The sequence below is a fragment of the Thalassolituus sp. genome (genome assembly GCF_034111725.1).
In the GTDB taxonomy this organism is placed as follows: domain Bacteria; phylum Pseudomonadota; class Gammaproteobacteria; order Pseudomonadales; family Oceanobacteraceae; genus Thalassolituus.
The window spans coordinates 19,368-41,733 of record NZ_JAWUWR010000025.1; the positions used below are offsets into that span (position 1 = coordinate 19,368).

General features: G+C 48.4%; 15 protein-coding genes. All 15 read left to right on the top strand.

Features of this window, described 5'->3' with window-relative positions; genetic code table 11:
• The first annotated feature begins 32 nt into the window (after window positions 1–32).
• The 15 genes from UXZ23_RS03720 (at window position 33) to UXZ23_RS03790 (ending at window position 22,365) form a co-directional block, all read left to right on the top strand.
• On the top strand, window positions 33–1,112 hold the full coding sequence (locus UXZ23_RS03720; protein WP_320819300.1) for a sensor histidine kinase: 1,080 nt from the start codon (window positions 33–35) through the stop codon (window positions 1,110–1,112).
• Window positions 1,109–1,834 carry a LytTR family DNA-binding domain-containing protein gene (locus UXZ23_RS03725; protein WP_320819301.1) on the top strand — a complete coding sequence of 242 codons (726 nt, stop codon included), beginning with the start codon at window positions 1,109–1,111 and terminating at the stop codon, window positions 1,832–1,834. The genes UXZ23_RS03720 and UXZ23_RS03725 overlap by 4 nt, the downstream gene beginning before the upstream one ends.
• A gap of 193 nt (window positions 1,835–2,027) precedes the next feature.
• On the top strand, window positions 2,028–2,969 hold the full coding sequence (gene hemC, locus UXZ23_RS03730; RefSeq protein ID WP_320819302.1) for a hydroxymethylbilane synthase: 942 nt from the start codon (window positions 2,028–2,030) through the stop codon (window positions 2,967–2,969).
• 1 nt (window position 2,970) lies between these two features.
• Entirely contained in the window at window positions 2,971–3,750 is a 780-nt protein-coding gene (locus tag UXZ23_RS03735; protein WP_320819303.1) for a uroporphyrinogen-III synthase, read from the top strand.
• 37 nt (window positions 3,751–3,787) lie between these two features.
• Entirely contained in the window at window positions 3,788–4,903 is a 1,116-nt protein-coding gene (locus UXZ23_RS03740; protein ID WP_320819304.1) for a uroporphyrinogen-III C-methyltransferase, read from the top strand.
• Entirely contained in the window at window positions 4,900–6,072 is a 1,173-nt protein-coding gene (locus tag UXZ23_RS03745; RefSeq protein WP_320819305.1) for a heme biosynthesis HemY N-terminal domain-containing protein, read from the top strand. The genes UXZ23_RS03740 and UXZ23_RS03745 overlap by 4 nt, the downstream gene beginning before the upstream one ends.
• A gap of 72 nt (window positions 6,073–6,144) precedes the next feature.
• Window positions 6,145–6,585, top strand: coding sequence for a hypothetical protein (locus UXZ23_RS03750; RefSeq protein WP_320819306.1), 441 nt, complete (start codon window positions 6,145–6,147; stop codon window positions 6,583–6,585).
• 91 nt (window positions 6,586–6,676) lie between these two features.
• A complete protein-coding gene (locus UXZ23_RS03755; protein ID WP_320819307.1) occupies window positions 6,677–7,945 on the top strand; it encodes a DUF2254 domain-containing protein in 1,269 nt (422 codons plus the stop codon).
• 267 nt (window positions 7,946–8,212) lie between these two features.
• Complete coding sequence (locus tag UXZ23_RS03760) at window positions 8,213–10,744, top strand: cyclic nucleotide-binding domain-containing protein (protein WP_320819308.1); 2,532 nt, start codon at window positions 8,213–8,215, stop codon at window positions 10,742–10,744.
• 1 nt (window position 10,745) lies between these two features.
• The gene (locus UXZ23_RS03765; protein WP_320819309.1) at window positions 10,746–11,627 is read left to right on the top strand and encodes a hypothetical protein; all 882 of its coding nucleotides are present in this window, start codon (window positions 10,746–10,748) and stop codon (window positions 11,625–11,627) included.
• Window positions 11,628–11,633: 6 nt separating this feature from the next.
• Window positions 11,634–13,361 (top strand): cytochrome c3 family protein, encoded by a 1,728-nt coding sequence (locus UXZ23_RS03770; RefSeq protein WP_320819310.1) that lies wholly within the window; start codon window positions 11,634–11,636, stop codon window positions 13,359–13,361.
• Entirely contained in the window at window positions 13,354–15,423 is a 2,070-nt protein-coding gene (locus tag UXZ23_RS03775) for a heme-binding protein (protein WP_320819311.1), read from the top strand. Before UXZ23_RS03770 ends, UXZ23_RS03775 begins: the two co-directional genes overlap by 8 nt.
• A gap of 1 nt (window position 15,424) precedes the next feature.
• Window positions 15,425–17,266: a hypothetical protein gene (locus tag UXZ23_RS03780; protein ID WP_320819312.1), complete on the top strand. Its 1,842-nt coding sequence runs from the start codon at window positions 15,425–15,427 to the stop codon at window positions 17,264–17,266.
• A gap of 46 nt (window positions 17,267–17,312) precedes the next feature.
• Window positions 17,313–21,056, top strand: coding sequence for a hypothetical protein (locus UXZ23_RS03785; RefSeq protein ID WP_320819313.1), 3,744 nt, complete (start codon window positions 17,313–17,315; stop codon window positions 21,054–21,056).
• 13 nt (window positions 21,057–21,069) lie between these two features.
• Window positions 21,070–22,365, top strand: a complete 1,296-nt coding sequence (locus UXZ23_RS03790) for a multiheme c-type cytochrome (RefSeq protein ID WP_320819314.1) — start codon at window positions 21,070–21,072, stop codon at window positions 22,363–22,365.
• The last annotated feature ends 1 nt before the right edge of the window (window position 22,366 follow it).

Consider the following 22,366-nt stretch of genomic DNA (forward strand, 5'->3'; position numbering starts at 1 on the left):
GTTAGCTCGAATAAATAGCAAAAGGCACCCGCGTGAATCGTCTCGGTCACATAGAACAACAGCGCTTATTGGAAAGTTTCTTCCTGCCGGATCTTTGTAATGCACGGGCGATTCTTATACTGCTCGTGGTGACGGAAGGTCTGGTGTTGGCGCTCACGTTGGTAGAAAGCGGTCTGACCAGTTTTTCTATTCCGCGCTTCGCTTTGGTGTCATTCTTTGTGCAGTGGGTGGCCCTGCTGTCGGTCGCGATCTTATGTCAATCACGTACCTTGCTTGCGCGCCTGCCAACGTGGGGGGCTAGCGTATTAGCCATGGCTATTATTCAGCTGGTGACTTTATTGGTATCGATGCTGGGAGACTACATTTGGCCGCAATACACTCAAAGCATCGACTGGTCTTGGATTATGCGCAATATGCTCGTTAGCGGAATTTTTGCCGCGATGGGGCTGCGCTATTTCTATGTGCAAAGCCAGTGGCGGTTGAAAACTCAGGCAGAATTGAAGTCGCGTCTTGCGGCACTGCAAGCGAATATTCGTCCGCATTTCTTTTTTAACACCCTCAATACTGTTGCTTCACTGATTGTGATTGATCCCGAAAAAGCGGAGCGTATGTTGCTCGACCTTGCACAGCTTTTTCGTGCTGTATTGAAAGCAGGGGATACGCCAACCTCTTTGGCTGAAGAAATCGCTTTAGGGCAAGGGTATTTAGATATTGAACAAACGCGTTTAGGTGAACGGTTGACGGTGGTTTGGGAATTGCCTCACAGTCTGCCGGATGTGAAAGTGCCACAATTGATGCTGCAACCCATATTGGAAAATGCCGTATACCACGGTATTCAACCTTCCATCGAGAATGGCGAAATCTGCACTTCACTAACGTATGTTAGTCGTAGCAAGGCGAGTCATAGTGAGCCAGGTTGGTTTATTAAAGTGAGCAACACTAAGCAAGCCGGCCCGACTACGACACCGGGGAATCGCATTGCCCAGCAAAATATTAAGGCGCGCTTAGACGCTCAGTTCGGTGGACGTGCAAGGCTAGAAATAGAAGACCTAGGGCAGCGCTATAATGTCAGCATATTCATACCAGATGATTCGCATGAGGAGGCGACATGAGTTATCGAGTGCTGCTAGTGGACGATGAGCCATTAGCACGCGAACGGTTGAAGCGTTTATTACTGGAGCATAGCGATTTCCAATGTGTAAGCGAGGCCGCGAATGGACTTGCTGCATTGTCGTGGCTGAGTCAATTCCGGGCTGATGTCGTGTTATTGGATATTCAAATGCCAGGGATGGACGGCCTAGCCGCTGCGGCAGAGATTGCACAGTTTGCCAATCCTCCGGTGGTGATCTTTTGTACCGCTTACGACGAGCATGCCTTAGATGCATTTCGTGTGAATGCAGCAGATTACTTGCTTAAGCCTATTCGTAAAGAAGATCTGGCACGCGCGCTGAAACGCGCAGTAGAACGTCTTGGCAGCGCAGTACCGACTCCGATATCGAGCGCGACTCGTACTCATATCAGTGCTAAAACCCATATAGGGTTACAGTTGATACCGGTCTCTTCGATACTCTATTTCAGTGCCGACCAGAAGTACGTCAGCGTGGTTCATTGCCAAGGTGAAACCTTGATTGATGATTCCTTGCGCCAACTTGAAGATGAATTCGGTGAGCAGCTGATTCGTATTCATCGTAGCACTTTGGTGACGCGTCAAAGTATTGAACGTTTGGAAACAAACGACCACGGCGCCGTTTTATATCTGCGTGGGTTAGAACGCGGTCTGCCAGTGAGTCGTCGTCACTTACCTAGCTTACGTAAGATCATGAAGCAGCTGTAAAAGCCGCTCGTCCGTTTCTCCTGATCGGCACTATATGTCACTCCTGCTAGGCCACAATTTAGGCCTCAATCGTCAAAGCTGGGTGAGGATTTCTGCAAATCCTCGCTGCCTGCTATCATGCCGCCAACGACATTCACTGGCCGCCGGATAATTGGTGGCGCTACACGCGGAATTTATCCGTATTAGGATGGTTATGACATCGGTACAGACCCTGCGTATTGCGACGCGCAAAAGCCCCCTCGCCTTATGGCAGGCCGAGCACATTAAAGCTCGTCTTATTGAATTGAACCCTGGCTTGGAAGTAGAGCTGGTTACCTTTACGACTCAAGGCGACAAAATTTTAGATGTACCGCTGGCTAAAATTGGTGGTAAGGGTCTGTTCGTTAAAGAATTAGAAGTCGCCATGCTGGATGGCCGTGCCGATATTGCCGTGCATTCTATGAAAGATGTGCCGATGGAATTTCCAGAAGGTTTAGAGCTTGGCATTATTTGTGCGCGCGAAAATCCTCTGGATGCGTTTGTGTCTAACGCTTACAAAACCATTGAAGAGCTGCCACAGGGTGCCGTTGTGGGCACTTCAAGTTTACGCCGCCAGTGCCAGATTCAGCAGCAACGCCCAGACATAGTGATTAAAAGCTTGCGCGGTAATGTGCAAACGCGTTTAGGCAAATTGGATGCGGGTGAATTTGATGCCATTATTCTGGCCGCTGCGGGCTTGCTGCGCATGGAAATGGATGAGCGTATCGCTAGCTTCATTCCTGCCGAGCAATCGCTACCTGCGGGTGGCCAAGGTGCCTTAGGCATTGAATGGCGAGCCAATGACAGCGCCGTTCACGATTTGATAAAACCCTTACACGATGACATTACTGCCAGCTGTGTGTTGGCCGAGCGCGCCTTGAATCGTCGCTTACAGGGCGGCTGCCAAGTGCCTATCGCCTGCTATGCCGAACGTACCGGTGAGAAAATTCACTTGCGTGGTCTAGTTGGTAGTGTCGATGGTCTACAAGTTTTACGTACCGAGTGTGAAGGTGTCGCTAGCGATGCCGAAGCAATGGGCATAAAGGCCGCAGAGGACCTGTTGGCTCAGGGGGCGGGTGCTATTCTCAGCGCCGTTTATGGCCACGAGGTTAAGTAGTTTGGCTAAGTTTGATCGTCGTGTCGTCGTGGTGACGCGTCCGCGCGATCAAGCCGACGAGTTAATTGCGGCTATTGCGGCGATGGGTATTGAAGTACGTCATCAACCTTTGATTGATATTGTGCCATTTTCCGACGATCGCAGTGCAGCGAGCCAGCGCTTGCGTAGCCAATTCTTAGATATTGATCACTACGACGCTGTGATTGCGATTAGCCAAAATGCGGCAGAGTGTGGGCTTGACTGGTTAGATCGGTATTGGCCGCAATGCCCTGTTGGTATTGCATGGTACGCCGTTGGGCCGACCACGGCAGATGCGTTGCGGAATTTTGGCATGACTGTCGTTATGCCAGAGACTCGTTTTGATAGTGAGGGCTTACTTGCCGCTGCTGCATTGCAAGAAGATGCCATTTGCGGGCGTAAGATTCTAATTTGGCGCGGCGTGGGCGGGCGTGAAACCTTAGCAGAAGTGCTGCGTGCACGGGGTGCTGTAGTTGAATACGCTGAATTGTATGAGCGCACCCAAGTGCCGTACAGTCAGGCGCAGTGGCATGAAGTTTTAGAGGAGAAACCACTATTACTGTTAAGTAGTGGTCAGGCACTGGATATTGCCGAACAACAGGTAACTGATCTTGCCCTGCAGGTTGCGGGGATATTGGTGCCGAGTGAACGCGTTGCCGAGCGTGCAAATAGCGCAGGTTACGGATGTGTATTGGTTGCGGCCAGTGCTCGTAATGAAGATACTTTAGCCAGCCTTAGGGCATGGTATTCAGCAGATGAATGACGGAGACCTCTGGGTTTCATAAGAAAGGAAAAACACCGTGAGTAACGAACCACAAGGCGAGATCTTGGAAACTAAGGTCTCAAAAGCAGCAAAAGAAAAAAAGCCAGCGACTGAAAAGCGCAGCGCTCATCCTTTGTCTTGGATCAATTTGGTCCTGATGTTGGTTCTTATCGCCATTATGGGTTTTGCCGTTTGGATGGGGTGGCAGCAACAGCAAAGTACCACTGCAGAGGTTGCGGTGTTGCGTGATCATCTTAATACGGCGTTGCAAACACTCGATCAAACATCTGCGCGTGAAAATGAATTAATGGGTCGCGCCGAGTCGTTGTCAAAATCATCACAGCAGCTACAAGAACAAGTTGCACATAACACCGATCGTTTAGGTAAGTTGCCAGGTGCCGAGCGCCAAGACTGGTTGCTCGCTGAAGCAGAATATCTGTTGCGTTTAGCCAATCAGCGTTTGCAACTGGAGCGTGATTGGGATGGTGCTTTGAGCATGCTGAGCGCTGCGGATAATGTACTACTTGAAACTCGCAATCCTCGTATGGATAAAGTTCGCGCGCTTATTGCTCGCGAAATTTTAGCCTTGCGTGCAGTACCGGCGATTGATCGCGTTGGTGCGATTCTGCGCATTCAGGCATTACAGGAACAAGTAACTGGCTTGCCATGGATGCCAGAAAAATTAATTGCTGAGCCGCAAACGCAAGATGTCGCACCGATTCCTTTAGAAGAACAAACTTGGTACTGGAACGCTTGGCGTTACGTTAAAGACAACGTAACTCGCATGGTTCGCATTCGCGAGCGTACCGCGCCTATTGCTGCGCCGTTAACCCCCGACCAGCAGTACTATTTACAGCAAAATATGCGCTTGATGCTAGAACAAGCTCAGGTTGCTTTGTTGCGTGAACAAACCGATTTGTATCAACACAGCTTGAAGCGTGTGCACCAATGGTTGGATGAATATCTAATGATGTCAGATGAGCGTACGCGTGCCGCTTATGCTGCATTGACTGAGCTTCAGGCTTGGAACGCTGCGCCAGCGCGTCCAGATATTTCTGCGTCATTGCTAGAGCTGCAAACCTTAGTCGAACAGCAACGTCGCGGCACCGTAGTGCCAGCGGCAGCGGTAAAAGCCGAGGAGGGAACTGAATGATCCTTCTTGTTCCGCTAATTCTGTTTGTTGCCGCGGCTGGGTTATTAGCCGGTGCGTTTTATTATATTGATGCAGGCTATGTATTACTGAGCTTTTACAACTACACCTTAGAAACCAGTTTATGGTTGTTCTTGGTGTTATTGGCTGGCGGTTTGATTGCGCTTTATTGGACCATTCGCTTTATTTTGATTGTATTGCAGAGCGATGGTCGCTTTAACTCATGGCGTCGTCATCGTCGTAGTGTGCGTGCGCGTCATCAAACTACGCGTGGTTTGTTGTCTCTGGCGCAAGGGCAGTGGCGTCGAGCTGAGCGTCAGTTAAGCGGTAGCGCCAAAGACGCCGACCAGCCAATGATTAACTATCTTGCTGCGGCACGTGCGGCTTACGAGCAAGGCAAAACCGAAGCAACGGATGAATGGTTAAAAGCCGCGAGTAAAAGCACTAAAGGTTCTGAGCTAGCCGTAGGTATTACCCAAGTTCAATTACTGCAATCGCGTAAGCAGCATGAGCAAGCGTTAGCCGTATTGTTACAGCTGCGTCAAAAGCATCCGCGTCATGCGTACGTTCTTAAATTGATTGTCAAAACCTACCAAGATCTTGAAGACTGGGTAGCTCTTAATGATTTACTGCCGACCTTGAAAAAAGCCACCAAAATTCCAGCAGATGATTTAAAGAAGCTAGAAGAAAATGTTAGCCTGCAACTATTGGATCGCGCTAAAAATATTCAAGGCAGTAACTTAACCTCAACGTTTGAGTCTATCGCTCGTGACACGCGTTACACCTTCCCGGTGATGAAACGCTACATTGATTTGCTGTTAGAAACCGATCAAGAAAGCAAAGCGGAAGAAGCCCTGCGCACCGGTTTGAAATACGTATGGCATGATGAGTTGATTGAAATATATGGTCGTCTTAAAAGTACCGATGCTAACAAGCAGCTTTTGTTTGCTGAGCAACAGGTACAAGAACGCCCTAATGACCCTGTGCTGTTATTGGTGCTTGGACGATTGGCTCTGCGAGTAAACAACGTTGAAAAAGCACGCGAGTATTTGCAAACAGGACTGCGTATTAAAGGTTTGCCAGAGCTGCATGCTGAAATGGGTAAAGTTATGCTGGCCGAGGGGGATGAAACCTTAGCCTGCGAACACTTTCAGCTAGCATTAGGCCATTGATCAGATAGCCACACCACTTAGCCCTGCTGAATAAATACAATAAATCAGCAGGGCTAGCAGAGACTAATTGCAATGACTCAAATCCGCACCGCGTTAGCAGATTACCTTACGATTCTCACCAGTTTATCCACGATATTGACTGGCCTCTATGCGATTTATAGCGGCAGTTCGCTATTGGATAACTCATCGCAGCAAGGCTACTGGGATGGGTATTTGCGGCATGCTATCGCCGTGGCGATTACTACGATGGCCTTGTATTTCTTTTTAGATCAGTCGGTAAAGGTCGCCCGCCGTATTGTTGAATCAGGCTCAAGTGCCCTGCCTAAGTGGCTGGTGTATGGCTTATTTTACTTTGGCGGTATGATCTTTTTCACCGTATTTCAGATCGTATTGCAGTCAAATATGTTCGACGAAGTACAGCTGTCGTACTTCATCATTCCTCTGATTATTTGGTTATCCGTTACCATTCCTTTGATGCTGGCTTCTCGTTCTGGGCGGCGCTCACGGCGTTGAATATGGCAGCGTATTTTGAACTACCTGTATGAAATCAAGGATGCTGCTTTCTTGATATACTAATCCCTCCATATAGCAGTGAGTCGTATACATGTTGAGTAAATGGCAATGGCTGCTGAGTCAGCTGACCCGAACGTTATGGGTTCGTGCGTCTTTGTTCGCGGTGCTGGCCATCGTCACGGCCTTGGTTGCGATTCCCATTCAAAATATGTTTACCGGCTCGTTACCCTATAGCGTCGGCAGTGATTCTGTGGGTTCGATTTTGAATATCCTGGCATCGAGTATGTTAGCGGTCACCACCTTCTCTCTGAGTGTTATGGTCACGGCATATGGTGCCGCAAGTACGGGTGCTACGCCGCGCGCGACACAATTGGTACGTCAAGACACCACCACTCAAAACGTACTTGCCACCTTTCTTGGTTCTTTCTTGTATAGCTTGGTAGGCATTATCGCGCTCAGTACCGGCTTATATGGGGAGAACGGCCGACTGATTCTCTTTTTGGTTACCATTGCTGTAGTGATTATTATTCTGGCAACTATTTTACGTTGGATTGAACATCTGTCCGTTTTTGGACGTGTCGGTGAAACGATAACAAGGACAGAAGAAGCAGCCTCTGCAGCGTTAAAAAGTAGGGTAGACAATCCTCATCTTGGCGCTAAACAGTTGCCTAGCGATTGGCAAAAACCGAGTGGCGGCCGCTGCCTGTATATGCCTTGTACTGGCTATGTTCGTCATATCGACGTAGGTCAGCTGAATGAACTTGCGAGTTGTGATGATCTTGAGCTCGCCGTGCTGGTAGAGCCGGGCAGCTTTGTGCATCCAGCAGAGGCCGTGCTTTGGTGTAGCAAGGAAATATCAGAGGAATCGTGCGCGAAAATGCGTATTGCATTTTCTATTGGGGTGAACCGTTCTTTTGATCAAGATCCCCGCTTTGGACTTGAGGTGTTGGCTGAAATTGCCTCACGTGCTTTGTCTCCGGGGGTCAATGATGCCGGTACGGCTATCGATGTGCTTACTCGCTCCGTACGGTTAATGTGTCTTTGGAAGGATCACAAATGCCTAGAAGACGATGATGAGAACATTCACTTCCCTAATGTGCGTGTTGCGGCACTATCAACTAATGACCTCTTCGATGACATTTTCTCGCCTATTGCGCGTGATGGCGCGGGTATTGTCGAAGTTCAGTTGCGGTTACAGAAGTCTCTACTGGCTTTGGTGCAAAATGATGCGAACGTATTTCGCAAGGCGGCCCTGCGACAATCAGAGTTTGCCATGATTTATGCGCAAAAGTATTTGTTGTTACCGCAAGATATCGAGAGGTTAACCATCATTCGCGAAGCGATTAAGCGTGTAAAATAGAAGTGCACGGTGAATCTGATCCTCTTCTGGAGCGCAATAATGTCGATATTAATTAGTTGATATCGTTCAACAGCTATGGGGCATTGGATGCCGTCATTGGCGTCAAATTTCTTATTCAGTAGACGCTTCTAACGTCCTTTGTTAGCCTACGCCCCCCGCACTTTACATAAAATTACGATCTATAGTGATAGAGCGCGGTAGTGTGCTACGCGCATAACCAAACAGCGATAAATAATAACGATAACAGTAAAGGGCTTGGAGCTTCACATGAGCAAATATCATATTGTTATTATTGGCTCTGGCCCCGCTGGGCTAAGTGCTGCCGCTCGTGCTGCCTATCATGATCAACAAACTGGCCGAGCTGAGCCTAGTTATATCCTGCTAGAAGGCTTCTCGCGAATTTCCAAAACGATTGATGAATACCAAAAAGGAAAGCACGTTATGGCTGAGCCTGGGTTCATTGATTTGCGTAGCGATTTAAATTTTGAAATTAACACCCGCGAACGCATTCTTGATGAGTGGAATCGTGGTGTTCAAGAATCCAAGGTTAATATCCGCTACAACGCCGAAGTTGTTAGCGTAGAAGGCACTCAAGGTGACTTCACCATCAACTTAAAAAATGGCGAAAAAATCTCGGCAGAGTTTGTGGTATTGGGGATTGGCTTGCAGGGTAACCCACGCAAGCTCGGCGTTGCTGGTGAAGATTTAGCGGATGTCGCTTATACCCTATCGGATCCCGATGAATTCAAAGAGCAAACCATCGTTGTGATTGGTGCTGGTGATGCCGCTATCGAAAACGCCTTGGCGTTAGCCCGTAATAATAAAGTGTATATTGTTAACCGTCGTTCGGAATTCTCGCGTGCAAAAGAAGGCAACCTTAATGGCGTGCTGGCTGCGATTAACAACAAGCGCTTGGACTTTTCCTGTATTTACGATGCGGGCGTTAGCGAAGTCCGCGAATACACCCAAGACGGCTGTAAGCTGCAGATTGATTTGAAAACCCCTGACGGTCTAAAAACCATCAGTTGTCATCGTGTAATCGGTCGTTTGGGGGCAATCGCGCCGCGCGATTTTGTCGAAAAATGCGGTATTACTTTTCCAAGCGATAAGCCAGATGCGATTCCTGTGCTGTCGTCGAAATACGAATCCAACGTTCCCGGCTTATACATTATTGGTGCCTTGGCCGGTTATCCGCTGATTAAGCAGGCGATGAACCAAGGCTACGACGTGATTGAATTTATTCTGGGCAATAATATTCGCCCAGTGGATCACGAATTATTAGCCGCCCGCTTTGCCTTGCTACCTTACCATCGTGATGTTGAAGAGGTGATCGAACTGCTGCAGCAGCAGATCCCTATGTTCCAGCAGATGAACGCCCTGCTGCTGCGCGAATTACTCAACGAAAGTGATTTGCACGTTAGCTTCCCCAAAGCAGAAATGGCAGAGGCACAACGCTCGTTAGATCAGTTGGTGCGTAACGACACACGTGGCCGTTTACGCCCTTCTATTGCTGTTGCAGAAGGTGATTTTCTCTTCCGCAACGAAGATTACTCCAATACCTTCTTTACCATCCTTGAAGGTGAAGTGGATATTCGCGTTAAGAATAAAGAAGGTAAGTACCTCACCTTTACATTAGGCCCAGGTCAGTTTTTTGGTGAGATGAGTCTGATTTCTGGCCGTCCGCGTAACGGTGACGCCATCGCCAAGAAAGACTGCATTTTATTAGAAACCCCGCGTCGTACCATGCTCAAATTGGTCAACTCCAACGATGAGATTCGTTTAGGTATCGACTGGGTGTTTATTACCCGCGCACTGCAAGGCTTCTTTGCGCCACGCGGCAACGTGTTTGATATCCGTCAAATTGCGCACGCCACTAAGCTCAATCGCTATGTGAAAGGCGATTACCTTTATAAAGAAGGCGAGCGCGGCGATAAGTTGTTTTTAATTCGTAGCGGCACGGTGAACTTACAGAAGAATATTGGCGGTGTCCCCATCAGCTTGAGTCAGGCCAAAACTGCTCAAGTGATTGGTGAAATGGCTTTGCTCGGTAGCCCTTTGCGCCATGAGTCAGCAATTGCAGTAAGCCAAGTTGAAACCATCGAATTATCGCAAGATGCGTTAAACGCGCTCTTTGCCCAAGACGATGTAGGTCGCGCAAAAGTCGAAGAAGCGGCTGCTCAGCGCTTACTCACTAATACCGATGTGCAAACCTATAATCAGCGTAATAACCGAGTTTCCTTCTTAATGGATCAAGGTTTAGGTGAAGCGACCAATGCGTTAGTGATTGATACTAAGTTGTGTGTCGGCTGCGACAACTGTGAGGTGGCCTGTGCCGAAACTCACGGTGGTATTTCTCGTTTAAATCGAAAAGCTGGTGTTGGCTTTGCCGATTTACAGGTGCCGGTGGCTTGTCGTCATTGTGAAAGTCCGCACTGCATGAAAGATTGCCCTGCCAATGCCATTCACCGTGCCCCCAGTGGTGAAGTCTTTATTGATGATACTTGCATTGGTTGCGGTAACTGCGAGAGCAACTGTGTGTACGACGTTATTCATATGGCGTATCCGCAGCGCGAGAAAAACAGCGTTTGGTCGTGGATGTTTTTAGGCTTAGGTAGTCGGCCCGGTGAAAAGCCCGTTGATAAGAAAAGACAGGCCAGTGAAGCGCAGGGTAAAAAAGCGGTTAAATGCGATTCCTGCAAAGATCTTTCTGGTGGCCCTGCCTGTGTGCGATCGTGCCCTACCGGTGCAGCAAAACGTATTTCTCCCGATCAGTTTATCGACATTCTGAAGGTGCAATAACGTGGCGCTGAATAAGAACATTCTGTTATTCAACAATTCGATGTACGGCAAAATTGCGTTGGGATTGGGGATTATCTGTAGCGGTATTTACATGACGTCAGAAAACCCTGCCAATGGCGGTACGTGGCAGGGATATACCTTAGGTACGCTAGGTGCGCTGATTATTGTTTGGCTAACCTTGCTCGGTATTCGCAAGCGTAGCTATCGCTCATCGTTAGGCACGGTGCAAGGCTGGACGTCGGCTCACGTGTATTTGGGCTTAGTGCTTCTGCTCATTGGCACTCTGCATTGCGGTTATCAGTTTGGTTGGAATATTCATACGCTGGCATACGTACTGATGGTAATCGTCATCGTCAGTGGTATGTACGGTTTATGGCTGTATTTAATGCTGCCAAGTGCGATGGAAAGTAACCGTAAAAATCTATCGCGTGAAAATATGCTGCGTCAGTTCGATGGCTTTAATCAGGAAGCTGTGATCATTGCCGCTGACCTTCCCATTGAGATTCAAAATGCCGTCGGCTCGGCGATAAAGCACACCACACTGGGTGGCGGCACTTTTGCGCAAATTCGCGCTAAGGATTCGTCGCGCGTCTCGTTAGATGCATCCGCGCCATTAAATTTGGTTGATAACCGCGATCAAAAAGCACTGCTTTCTTATATTGCCCATGAGTTGCCTAAACCTAAGCACAGTGCGGAGCAACATGAGAAGTTACAAGCCTTATTGGATGTACTTAGCCAGCGTAAAACCTTGCTGAATAGTTTACGCCTCGACATGCACTGGCAGACTCTGCTGCATGTCTGGTTGGTCGTTCATATCCCCTTCAGCATTGCGCTATTGGGAGTGTTAACCGCACATATTATTAGTGTGTTTTTTTACTGGTAATAGCCAATGAAACTCGTTTTAGAAGTCAGTACCGGTGAAGAAGCCATTGTTCGTGAGTGGGACGGCAAAGTCCTTAGCATAGGTCGCTCGCCTCATAGTGATGTGCAATTGTTTGGCCCAGGTGTAGCCGAGCATCACGTGCGTTTAATCGCTGATGGCGACGGTTTGCGTTTAGAGTGCCCGATGAATACCTCCGTCGTGATGAACGACGAGACTGTGCGCAAAGCGAAATTATCGGTCGGGAATAGCTTTTATATCGACAGCCATAAAGTTTCTATTATGGCGTCTGGCGATAGCGCGATCTCCGCTAAAGTAAGAATCCTGCAATACGACGATGTGAGTAAAATTCCAACGGCGACAACGCCGGATAATATTTCTGCTCGCTCCACTAAGTCGCGTAAACGACTGTGGAGCTATGGCCTACTAGCGGTTGGTCTTTTGGTGAGTTTAATTTTACCAATGCTGTCGTCGTTTGATTCAAAAGCGAAACTGATATTTGAAGAATACGGTCTGCCGACGGACACCATTTGGACATCGGGAGATTTAGCCTCGGCGCACAATATTCCAGGTATCGCTAACGAGTGTAAGGTTTGCCACGAAAGCCCCTTTGTATCGGTGCGCGATTCGGTTTGTTTAACCTGTCACCAAGAATTACCGGCACACGGCAATAACGATATTCATATGCAGGTGGGTGAAGATCCGCGTAAGTGTTTGAGCTGCCATAAGGAACATAACGAACCTTCTACGCTGGTACATACCGACAATGCTTTCTGTACCGATTGTCATGCCGATGCAATGCATTGGGCGGACAACAAAAAATCGCTACCACCGGTACTTGGCTTCTCTGCCAAGAGTCACCCAGAGTTCAAGTTGCAGTACTTAACGCCGCAAAATACAGCCACTGGAGTCGATTGGCAGAATATCGCTCACGGCACTTCTGAAATGCTGGCAGAAAGCTCTAACCTTAAATTCCCACACGATTTGCATTTAGGTGGCGATAAAGTTCAGCGCGATGATGGTAATGCGTTGGAATGTTCCGACTGCCACTCGTTAGATAAAAATGGCGAGCATTTTGTCCCGATTACTATGGATAGATCTTGCCGCTCATGTCACGCCTTGGAATTCGATATTCAAGCTAAAGGACGTGAATTGCATCATGGCGAGCCGGAGCTGGTATTACAGCAGCTGACCGAATATTTTGCTCTGCAATACGCCGATCCAGCGTTACGTGCGGAGCGTGAGCAAGATAGTCGCCGCTTGCCGACTATCGCATCTATGTCGGCAGTGGATCGTGATTCCTGCAAAGGTAACGCGATTGACTGCGCGCGCAAGGCTGCGCTGCTAGAGGCTGAAACTCAGTTTGAGCGCACCGGCTGTGCTGTCTGCCATATGATCACCAAAGACGAGAGTAAACCGCTCGCTGACCGCTGGCATGTGGAGCCGATTCAATTACAAGATAACTGGTATAACGCGCGTTTCGATCACACCGTGCATATGGTTGGTGATGAAAAAAGCGAAACAGCGATGTGTATCACCTGCCATAAAGCAGATGTGTCATCGGCAAGTACCGATTTGCTGATTCCCGGCATTGGTAAGTGCGTACAGTGCCATACCGATGCCCGAGAAGCAGTGACTAAAAAACAAGTATCCAGTAGCTGTATTGATTGCCATAGCTTCCACATTCCCGGTAAGCCGATGATGCTGGATGCATATCTAGGGCGGCTCCATGACTGAGCAAGGTTCGCGTTTTAAATCTAAGCCACTAATCCGGCTAGTGCAACAGCTTGCACTGACTGGCGCAGTATCCTGTGTCGCGCTTGGCATAGTGTCGTGCGGTGGTGGTAAGAGTGCGGATTCTAGTGGTATTGGCGCTGGCGATGTTTCTTGTGCGGGCAATTGCCAAGCCGACAAACTCAATAGTTTAAGTATTGCCGATGTTGAAACGGTCATTGCCCAAGCGGTGAATGAAGCCAAAGCACGCAACGCTAAGGCTACCATTGCTGTCGTCGACCGTGTAGGCAATGTGCTCGGTGTCTATCGTATGACAGGCGCCGACAAACAGTTAAAAATTAGTACGACAGCCGACACAGAAACCGCAATTGATGGTGGTTTAGAGCAGCTTATTTTACCCGATGGCGCTGACGCCCTCGCGGCTATCGCAAAAGCGGTGACCGGCGCCTATTTAGCCACCGAAGGTAACGGTTTTAGCACCCGTACCGCCGGGCAAATTATTCAAGATCATTTTAATCCGGGCGAGCGCAATCAACCGGGTGGCCCTTTGTTTGGCGTACAGTTTAGCCAGCTTGCTTGCTCGGATTTTTCTCAGCGTGATCTCGGCACGGGCGTTACCGGTCCCGGCCCGCATCGTTCGCCACTTGGCTTGTCTGCCGATCCCGGTGGTTTTCCACTCTATAAAGATGGCATCGCTATTGGCGGTGTTGGTGTGATCAGTGACGGCCGCTACAGCCTTGATAAGAACCTATTGGATGTCGATAGCGATCAAGACGAACTGATTGCCTTGGCGGCGTCGTTTGGTTACCAGCCACCGCTCAATCGTCGTGCGGATCGCATTACGGTTGATGGTAAGACGTTACGCTTTGCCGATGTCGATAATATCGATTTGGAGTCAGCGCCCGATGGTTCCAATACTTATGCGGCATTAACCGCAGCGGATGGCGATCTGCTCAGCGTGACGGGTTACATGACCACCGCCACCATTCGTGCCGGAACTGTGTTTGGCCAAGCGGATTCCGGTATTCGTGCTGATTCTGGGCTTTATGTCGGGCAAGATGCCTTTGTGTTTGTTGATGGCGCGAATATTAACCGTTATCCGCCGATTGCCGGTACTGCTGTGGCTGAGCCGGGCACGGCGGTATTGTCAGCTAATGAAGTACAAGCCGTCATGACCGAAGCGTTGGCCGTTGCCAACAGTGCGCGTGCGCAAATTCGTCAGCCATTAAGCACACAAGCGCGAGTGACGGTGAGTGTGGTCGATACTCAGGGCAATGTGTTGGCCATGGCGCAAACCCGTGATGCGCCGGTATTTGGTATCGAAGTCTCGTTGCAAAAAGCACGTACAGCGGCCTTCTTTTCGTCGCCCGATGCCGCGGATTTTTTAGGCGATGCAGGCCTTGCGAAAACGCAGTATTTTAATTCCGACTTAACTGCAGATCGCCAAATAAATATCGGCGATTATTTAACCGATTTGCGTACCTTTACGGCGAATAATAATGCGCTATCCGACGGCACTGCCTTCTCGGATCGCGCCGGTGGTAATTTATCGCGGCCATTTTATCCCGATGGTATTGAATCAAACCCGAACGGCCCTTTAAGTAAGCCAAGCGGTGAATGGAGCCCATTTTCGACTGGTTTACAGCTCGACTTAGTGATGAACGGCATAGTGCAGCATTTATTTCATGTGCTGGCCGGAACCCCCGAAGTCGGTCAAACCTGTGTCGGTTTGGATATTAGCGATTTGAACAGCGTGGTCGAAACGGCCAGCAGTAATCGCTTAGCGAATGGTATTCAGATTTTCCCCGGCAGTGTGCCGATTTATCGTGGCGATGTGCTGGTGGGGGGGATTGGTGTGTCGGGTGATGGTGTCGATCAAGATGACATGATTGCCTTTTTAGGTTTGCACAATGCATCGCAAGCGCTGAATGGCTCAATTAATAATGCCCCAAGCGCGATTCGTGCCGATAACCTAAAACCTAAAGGCGAACATCTGCGCTTTATTCAGTGCCCGCAAGCGCCATTCTTAAATTCTGATAGCCAGAATGTGTGTCAGGGGAAATGATATGAAACATATTATTTTCTCGCCATCGCGCTTTAACTTGTTAAAAACGAGCCTGCTGGCGTTCTCCATGGGTGCGTTTTTACCAGTAAGCGCAGAGGCCGACGTGTCTAATGTAGAAGCATCTGGGTCAGATGTTATTTGTGGCCCCGATGCGAATAGTCAACGTCGTCTACCGGGAATCGCTAACAGCGATTGTATTGCGCTAGAAAAAGATCCGGAAAATGTAAAAGCGTTACCGGAAAAAAGCTCGCCAACCCCGCGCCCTGTGTTACTTGATTATGAAAATAAAATCATAAGTTTTGATGACCGCTGGCGCATTGTTGAACTGGTAGGCTACGAAGAGAACTTACTTGATCCGTATAATCGTAACGTATTAAAAGCTGACCGGCCTTTGTATGACGATTGGTTTTTTAATGTCTCGATTGTTTCTGATACTTTCTACGAAAATCGTAGAGTGCCAACGCCGGTGGGTTTGCAGAGTACACGCAACAGCGGCGATTTAGGTGTCTTCGGCTCCGGTTATCAGCAAGCCTTGATCGAAAACTTATTATTTGAATTTGTCTATTACAAGGGTGATACCACCTTTCGCCCCCCCGATTATGAATTCCGTTTTATTCCAGTTATTAACTACAACGCTACTTATCTTGATGAGATTTTAGGCGTCAATGTTGATCCTGCCGATAACACGACGCGCTATGAAGACTTTATTGGTATTCAAGGTCTGTTTGTCGATAAGCACTTGCGTAACGTCAGTGATAACTTTGACTTCGATAGTTTACGCGTGGGTATTCAGCCGTTTAACTCAGATTTTCGGGGTTTCTTATTTCAAGACAGTCCCTTTGGCGTGCGCTTGTTTGGCAACCGCAGCAACAATATCTTCCAATACAACTTAGCTTGGTTTCGTCGCCTAGAAAAAGACATTAATAGTGGCTTAAACGACGTTCGACGTACCCTGCGCGATGACGATATTTTTGTTGCTAACCTCTACTGGCAAGATATGCCAGTGTTAGGTTTCTTTAGCCAAGCGACGATTATTCATAACCGCAATGGCGAAGAAGATAATAATCGCTACGATGAAAACGGCTTTATTCAACGTCCGGCTTCTCTCGGTGGCGAGCGCCCAAAAAGCTACGAAGTTACGTATTTTGGTTATAACGGCGATGGTCATATTGGCCGCTTGAACTTGACGGTGTCGGCGTATCAGGCGATCGGCACAATAAGAAACGATGTCTTTAGTCAGCGCGATGCCGATATTAATGCACAGTTTTTTGCCGCTGAATTATCCCGTGATTATAGTTGGGCGCGTTATCGCTTGTCGGCAATGTACGGAAGTGGTGATAGTGATCCGTATGATGATGTGGCCGAAGGCTTCGACGCCATCTTTGAAAATCCACAATTTGCTGGAGCGGATACTAGTTATTGGATGCGCCAAGGCGTGCCGTTAATTGCCGGTGGTAAAGTGGCAATTAGCAGTCGCAATGGCTTACTCAATTCATTACGCACCTCAAAAGAACAAGGCCAGTCAAACTTCACTAACCCCGGTATTCGTTTGCTGGGGGCCGGTGCCGATTGGGATTTGCTACCAGAGCTGCGCGTGTCGTTTAACGTCAACCGTTTATGGTTTGACGACACCACCGTTATTGAAGTGGCACGTAATCAAGGCGATATCGATACGCACATTGGCGACGATGTCTCCATCGCCATTATTTATCGCCCATTTATGAGTCAAAACATTGTTGCGCGGGCGTCCTACGCCAAGCTGTTTGCGGGTCAGGGATATAAAGACTTATTCCCAGATGAAGATCCGCATTCCTTGCTGTTAAACCTGACGCTCTCTTATTAATGCTTATGTTTAGATTCACTCGCACTGACACCGGAATGCTTAACCAATGAAACGATTTATTCATTACTTACTACTGCTCAGTGCGTTGATCGCAGCTAGCGCATATGCGTCTGAAAAGGCACATAAAGTAGAGCGTGACTATGAGTTCTATCCGCCCGCTCCTGCATTTCAAACCCAAGATGTGGCCGATGAAAAAAGTGCCGGTTGTATGAGTTGTCATACCGACACCGATAGCAAAAACATGCACAGTAATTCAGCGGTTGTTCTTGGCTGTACGGATTGTCATGGTGGTAATGCCAGTGTGAAAATCGAAGCGGGTATGACGCGAAAAACAGATGGTTACTTTGCCAAGATGGAACAAGCGCACGTATTACCGACGCTGCCCGATGCCTGGTTATATCCGAGTAGTGCGAACCCTGAAATTAGCTACACCTTGCTGAACAAAGAAAGCCCTGAATTTATTCGCTTTATGAACCCGTCGGATTACCGCATCGTTGAAGATGCGTGCGGTAGCTGTCACCAAAAAGAAATTGAAGCCTCTAAACGCAGCCTTCATGCCACCGGCGCTATGCTGTGGGGTGGTGCGTCTTACAATAACGGTATTTTACCGTTCAAAAATTATATCTTAGGTGAGGCTTACACCCGCGATGGCAAAGCGGCTGCGATTCAAGGGCCGATCAAACCGGATGCCGCTATGACAGAGCAAGGTGTGATTGATACCTTGTATCCACTGCCCGCTTGGGAAACGGTCAAACCCGGCGATATTTTCCGCGTATTCGAACGCGGTGGTCGTAACATTACTAACCTATTTCCAGAAACCGGCATCCCCAATTCGCTCGGCGTATTGCAGCGTTTAGAAGAACCGGGTCGCCCGGATTTCCGTCAGTCGAATCGCGGGCCGGGTACTGGGCAGCGTATTTCGGTGCCGTTGATTAACATTACGAAAACCCGCTTAAATGATCCTTTGTTATGGTTTATGGGCACCAACGATCAACCGGGCGATTATCGCAATTCCGGTTGTGCTTCCTGTCACGTGGTTTATGCCAACGACCGTGATCCGCGTCACTCGGGTTTTTATGCTCAGCATGGGCATGAAGGTAAAAGCATCAGTAAAGATCCGACCATCTCTAAAACAGAGTCGGGTCATCCGTTGCAGCACACCTTTAGTAATGCCATTCCAACCAGTCAGTGCATGATCTGCCATATGCATCAGCCGAATATGTTTATGAACACCTACTTGGGTTACACCATGTGGGATTACGAATCTGATGCGCCCTCTATGTGGCCAGAAAAACAAAAGTATCCGACGGAAGAAGAAAAACACGATGTCTATGAGCACAACCCCGAAGGCGCTGCCGCACGGGGTAAATGGGGTGACCGTGATTTCTTGAAGAATGTATCAGATTTAAATCCAGAATTAAAAGACACCCAGTTTGCTGATTACCACGGTCACGGCTGGAATTTCCGTGCAATTTTTAAACGTGATCGTAAAGGTAATCTGTTGGATGCCGAAGGCGAAAAAGTCTCGGATCAAGATCCCGAGAAATTCGATAAAGCGGTGCATATGTCATCTGTGCATTTGGATGTCGGCATGCATTGTGTGGATTGCCACTTTTCCCAAGACGGTCACGGCAATGGGCATTTACAAGGTGAAGTAGCATTGGCGGTAGAGATCGACTGCCAAGACTGCCACGGTAATGCCGATTCATATCCTAACTTGACGACGTCAGGGCCAGCGAAATTAGAAAATGGTCGTGACTTAACGTTATTGCGCACGCCTGATGGCCGTAAACGGTTTGAATGGATTAATGGCAAGTTATTCCAGCGCGCCTCGCTTGATCCTAATAAAGAATGGGAGTTGTCCTTGGTGAAAGATTCCGTCACCGAAGGCAATGATCATTACAACGAAAAAGCCGCACGCGCGAAATTGATGAGCAAAGATACCGATAATTTAAGTTGGGGCGAATTTGTACCGACCAATAATCGTGCGCACCAAGATAGCGAAATGGAATGTTATAGCTGCCATACGTCTTGGACTACGAGTTGCGGTGGCTGTCATTTACCGATTCAGGCTAACCAAAAAACCGAGCGTCATCATTATGAAGGCGGCGAGTCGCGTAATTATGCAACCTATAATCCTCAGGTCGCGCGCGATCAGATCTTTATGCTGGGACGCCGTGGTGATCGCAAGGGCGGGAAAATAGCACCGGTACGTTCAACCTCAGCCTTGGTGTTGTCGTCGACCAACTCGAACCGCGAAAATATTTATATTCAGCAGCCACCGATTTCATCGAGTGGTTACAGCTCGCAGGCAATGAATCCGCATTTCCCGCATACCGTGCGTAAAACCGAAACGAAAGACTGCCAAGATTGTCACGTGTCGGACACTAACGATAACAACGCCATCATGTCGCAGTTATTAATGTTTGGTACTAACTACATTAACTTCGTCGGTAAGTACGCTTGGGTTGGCTCTGAAAATGCGGTGAATGCCGTCGATGTGACTGAGTGGGAAGAACCGCAAGCGGTGCGCGGTAGTTACTTGCAGAAGTACGCTTACCCTGATTTTTATCAAGCGCATCTAGATAAAGGCGGCGAGTTAACGGCACATACGCATTCGGCTGGTGAGGTCGGTTGTTTGCAAATGCGTGGCGAGTATTTATTCGTGGCGGAAGGCAAAGAAGGGTTTAGTGTTTATGATATTGCCAGTATTGATAATAAAGGCGTATCTCAGCGCATTATTTCTGCGCCGTTTAGCCCACTCGGCCACGATGCCCATATTGATAGCAAAGACGCATCATGTATGACCATGCCATCAATGACACAGCCGATTGCTTATGAGCGCAATGATAGTGAATTAATGCGGGTAACCAATAAAGAAACCCCAATGCATCCAATTCATAAATACGCCTTTATTACCGACCGTGAAGAAGGCCTGATTTTGGTTGATATCAATACCTTCGCCGATGGTGAGCCGCGCAATAACCAACTTGAGCGCGCGCTTACTTGGAATCCGGGCGGTGTGTTGAAGGGTGCGAATCACATTACGATGGGCGGTTATTACGCCTATATCAGCACGCCCATTGGTGTTTTAGTGGTGAATCTAAACGAGCCGCTAAAACCGAAATTAGAATCTATTATTTCGGTTAAAGACGCCCGTGCGACCGCACTGCAATTCCGTTATTTGTATGTCACGACGGCAGAAGGTGTTCAGGTCGTTGACGTGACGGATGTTAAGAATCCGCATTTGCTTCCTACTAAGATCGAGCTAGCCGATGCACAGCGTATTTATTTAGCGCGTACTTATGCCTATGTTGCGGCAGGTAAAGATGGTTTGGTGATTCTCGATATTGAACAGGCTGATCAACCTAAGGTGTATCAGACGTTCAATGCTGACGGTGAGATTAAAGATGCGCGTGATGTCATTGTTGCAACCACCAATGCTTCACTGTTTGCGTATGTCGCCGATGGTGTTGGTGGTTTAAAAGTCTTACAGCTGACGTCGCCGGATATTCAACCTAAGTTTTACGGTTTTAGTCCTGAGCCGAATCCCCATTTGATTGCTCACTATCAAACTTCTAAACCAGCACTGAGTTTGTCGCGTGGTTTAGCGCGTGATCGCGGTGTGGATGAAACCGGCGAGCAGATTTCTGTCTTTGGTCGTTTAGGTTCCCGACCATTGAACTTAGAAGAAATGAAACGACTGTATCTTAACCCGAATGGTAAGCCTTGGACTGTGCCGGTCGATTCCAGCACGTTAAAGCGTACAGACGGTTATAAGAATGATTAAGCAGGTAATAACAATGAAAAAAGGGTTAATGCCTATTATCGCCGCGCTTTTCATCTGCGCCGCATCTGCGGTGCAGGCGCTACCGCAAAACGATGAGCGTGTGCACGAAGGCGTTGCCTCGTGTGCGAATTCCGTCTGTCATGGCCGCGCTGCGCCGAAAGATGGCTCGGACGTGAACCTCAATGAATACCGTATCTGGCTAAAAAATGATGCGCATTCATTAGCCTATAAAGTGCTGCTCAACGATAAATCTAAAATGATCGCTGCGAATTTAGGTTTGCCTGATGCGCATACCGCCAAAATTTGTTTGGACTGTCATGCCGACAATGTTGCGCCAGAATATCGCGGCGCAAAATTCCAAATTAGCGATGGTATCGGTTGTGAGTCTTGTCACGGTGGTTCGCAGAATTGGTTGGCAACGCATACCGGTAAGGACGCAACGCATCCGCAAAACCTAGCCAATGGCTTGTATGCCTTGACTGATCCCGATGCAAAAGCGGGTTTATGCTTATCGTGTCATCAAGGTACCAAAGATAAATTAGCCACCCATAAAATCATGGGCGCTGGCCATCCGCGCTTACGCTTCGATATGGCGGTGTTTTCGGCGAATCAGCCGCGCCACTATGATCTTGATGCCGATTACTTTGCGCGCGGAAAATCCGAACTAGCGCCTGCTGATGCATGGTTATCGGGACTAACTAATGCGGCAATCGGCAGTTTAGAGTTGATCGAGGACCATTTTGATCGTGGCCAAGTTTTTCCTGAGTTAGCCTTGTTTGATTGCCATAGCTGTCATCATGGTATGAACGATAAACGCTGGAACGCGAATAGCACGCTGGCAGCCGGCTCAGTAAGGTTGAATTTGAGCCAAATTCGTTTACTCGCCGATGTGATTGAGCCGCTGGATTTGTTTTCTAGTGGTGAGCTTGCGTCTTTGCGCGATGCAATTAATACCATTAATAACGGCTCGCAAGTCTCCGTCGGGCAAGTTAAAGCCGGTGCTGCTGCGTTAACCTTGCAGTTACGCAGTATTAAAGTCGTGCTCGCAGAGGCTTCATTGGACGCTGTAGCTTGGGCTGCAATTCGTGAGAGTATGTTGAAGCAGGCAGCGCGCGGTGCTTACTCTGATTTCATCATGGCAGAGCAAATGTTTTTGGCGTTAGATACTTTAAATATGGCCATTAATCCGAATGGTACGTATCAGCGCGAAGTGGATGCCATTTTCGCCACGGTAAAAGATGAAAGCCATTTTTCGCCAGCAAGTTTTAAACAAGCGTCTCAACAATTTTATCAACGCTTAGGTAAGTAAC

Excerpts from the sequence above, each read along its gene's own strand:
- UXZ23_RS03770 (WP_320819310.1), top strand. The coding sequence starts at position 11,634 with ATGAAACTCGTTTTAGAAGTCAGTACCGGTGAAGAAGCCATTGTTCGT.
- UXZ23_RS03745 (WP_320819305.1), top strand. The coding sequence starts at position 4,900 with ATGATCCTTCTTGTTCCGCTAATTCTGTTTGTTGCCGCGGCTGGGTTA.
- hemC (WP_320819302.1), top strand. The coding sequence starts at position 2,028 with ATGACATCGGTACAGACCCTGCGTATTGCGACGCGCAAAAGCCCCCTC.
- UXZ23_RS03755 (WP_320819307.1), top strand. The coding sequence starts at position 6,677 with ATGTTGAGTAAATGGCAATGGCTGCTGAGTCAGCTGACCCGAACGTTA.
- UXZ23_RS03775 (WP_320819311.1), top strand. The coding sequence starts at position 13,354 with ATGACTGAGCAAGGTTCGCGTTTTAAATCTAAGCCACTAATCCGGCTA.
- UXZ23_RS03790 (WP_320819314.1), top strand. The coding sequence starts at position 21,070 with ATGAAAAAAGGGTTAATGCCTATTATCGCCGCGCTTTTCATCTGCGCC.
- UXZ23_RS03780 (WP_320819312.1), top strand. The coding sequence starts at position 15,425 with ATGAAACATATTATTTTCTCGCCATCGCGCTTTAACTTGTTAAAAACG.
- UXZ23_RS03785 (WP_320819313.1), top strand. The coding sequence starts at position 17,313 with ATGAAACGATTTATTCATTACTTACTACTGCTCAGTGCGTTGATCGCA.
- UXZ23_RS03760 (WP_320819308.1), top strand. The coding sequence starts at position 8,213 with ATGAGCAAATATCATATTGTTATTATTGGCTCTGGCCCCGCTGGGCTA.
- UXZ23_RS03750 (WP_320819306.1), top strand. The coding sequence starts at position 6,145 with ATGACTCAAATCCGCACCGCGTTAGCAGATTACCTTACGATTCTCACC.
- UXZ23_RS03725 (WP_320819301.1), top strand. The coding sequence starts at position 1,109 with ATGAGTTATCGAGTGCTGCTAGTGGACGATGAGCCATTAGCACGCGAA.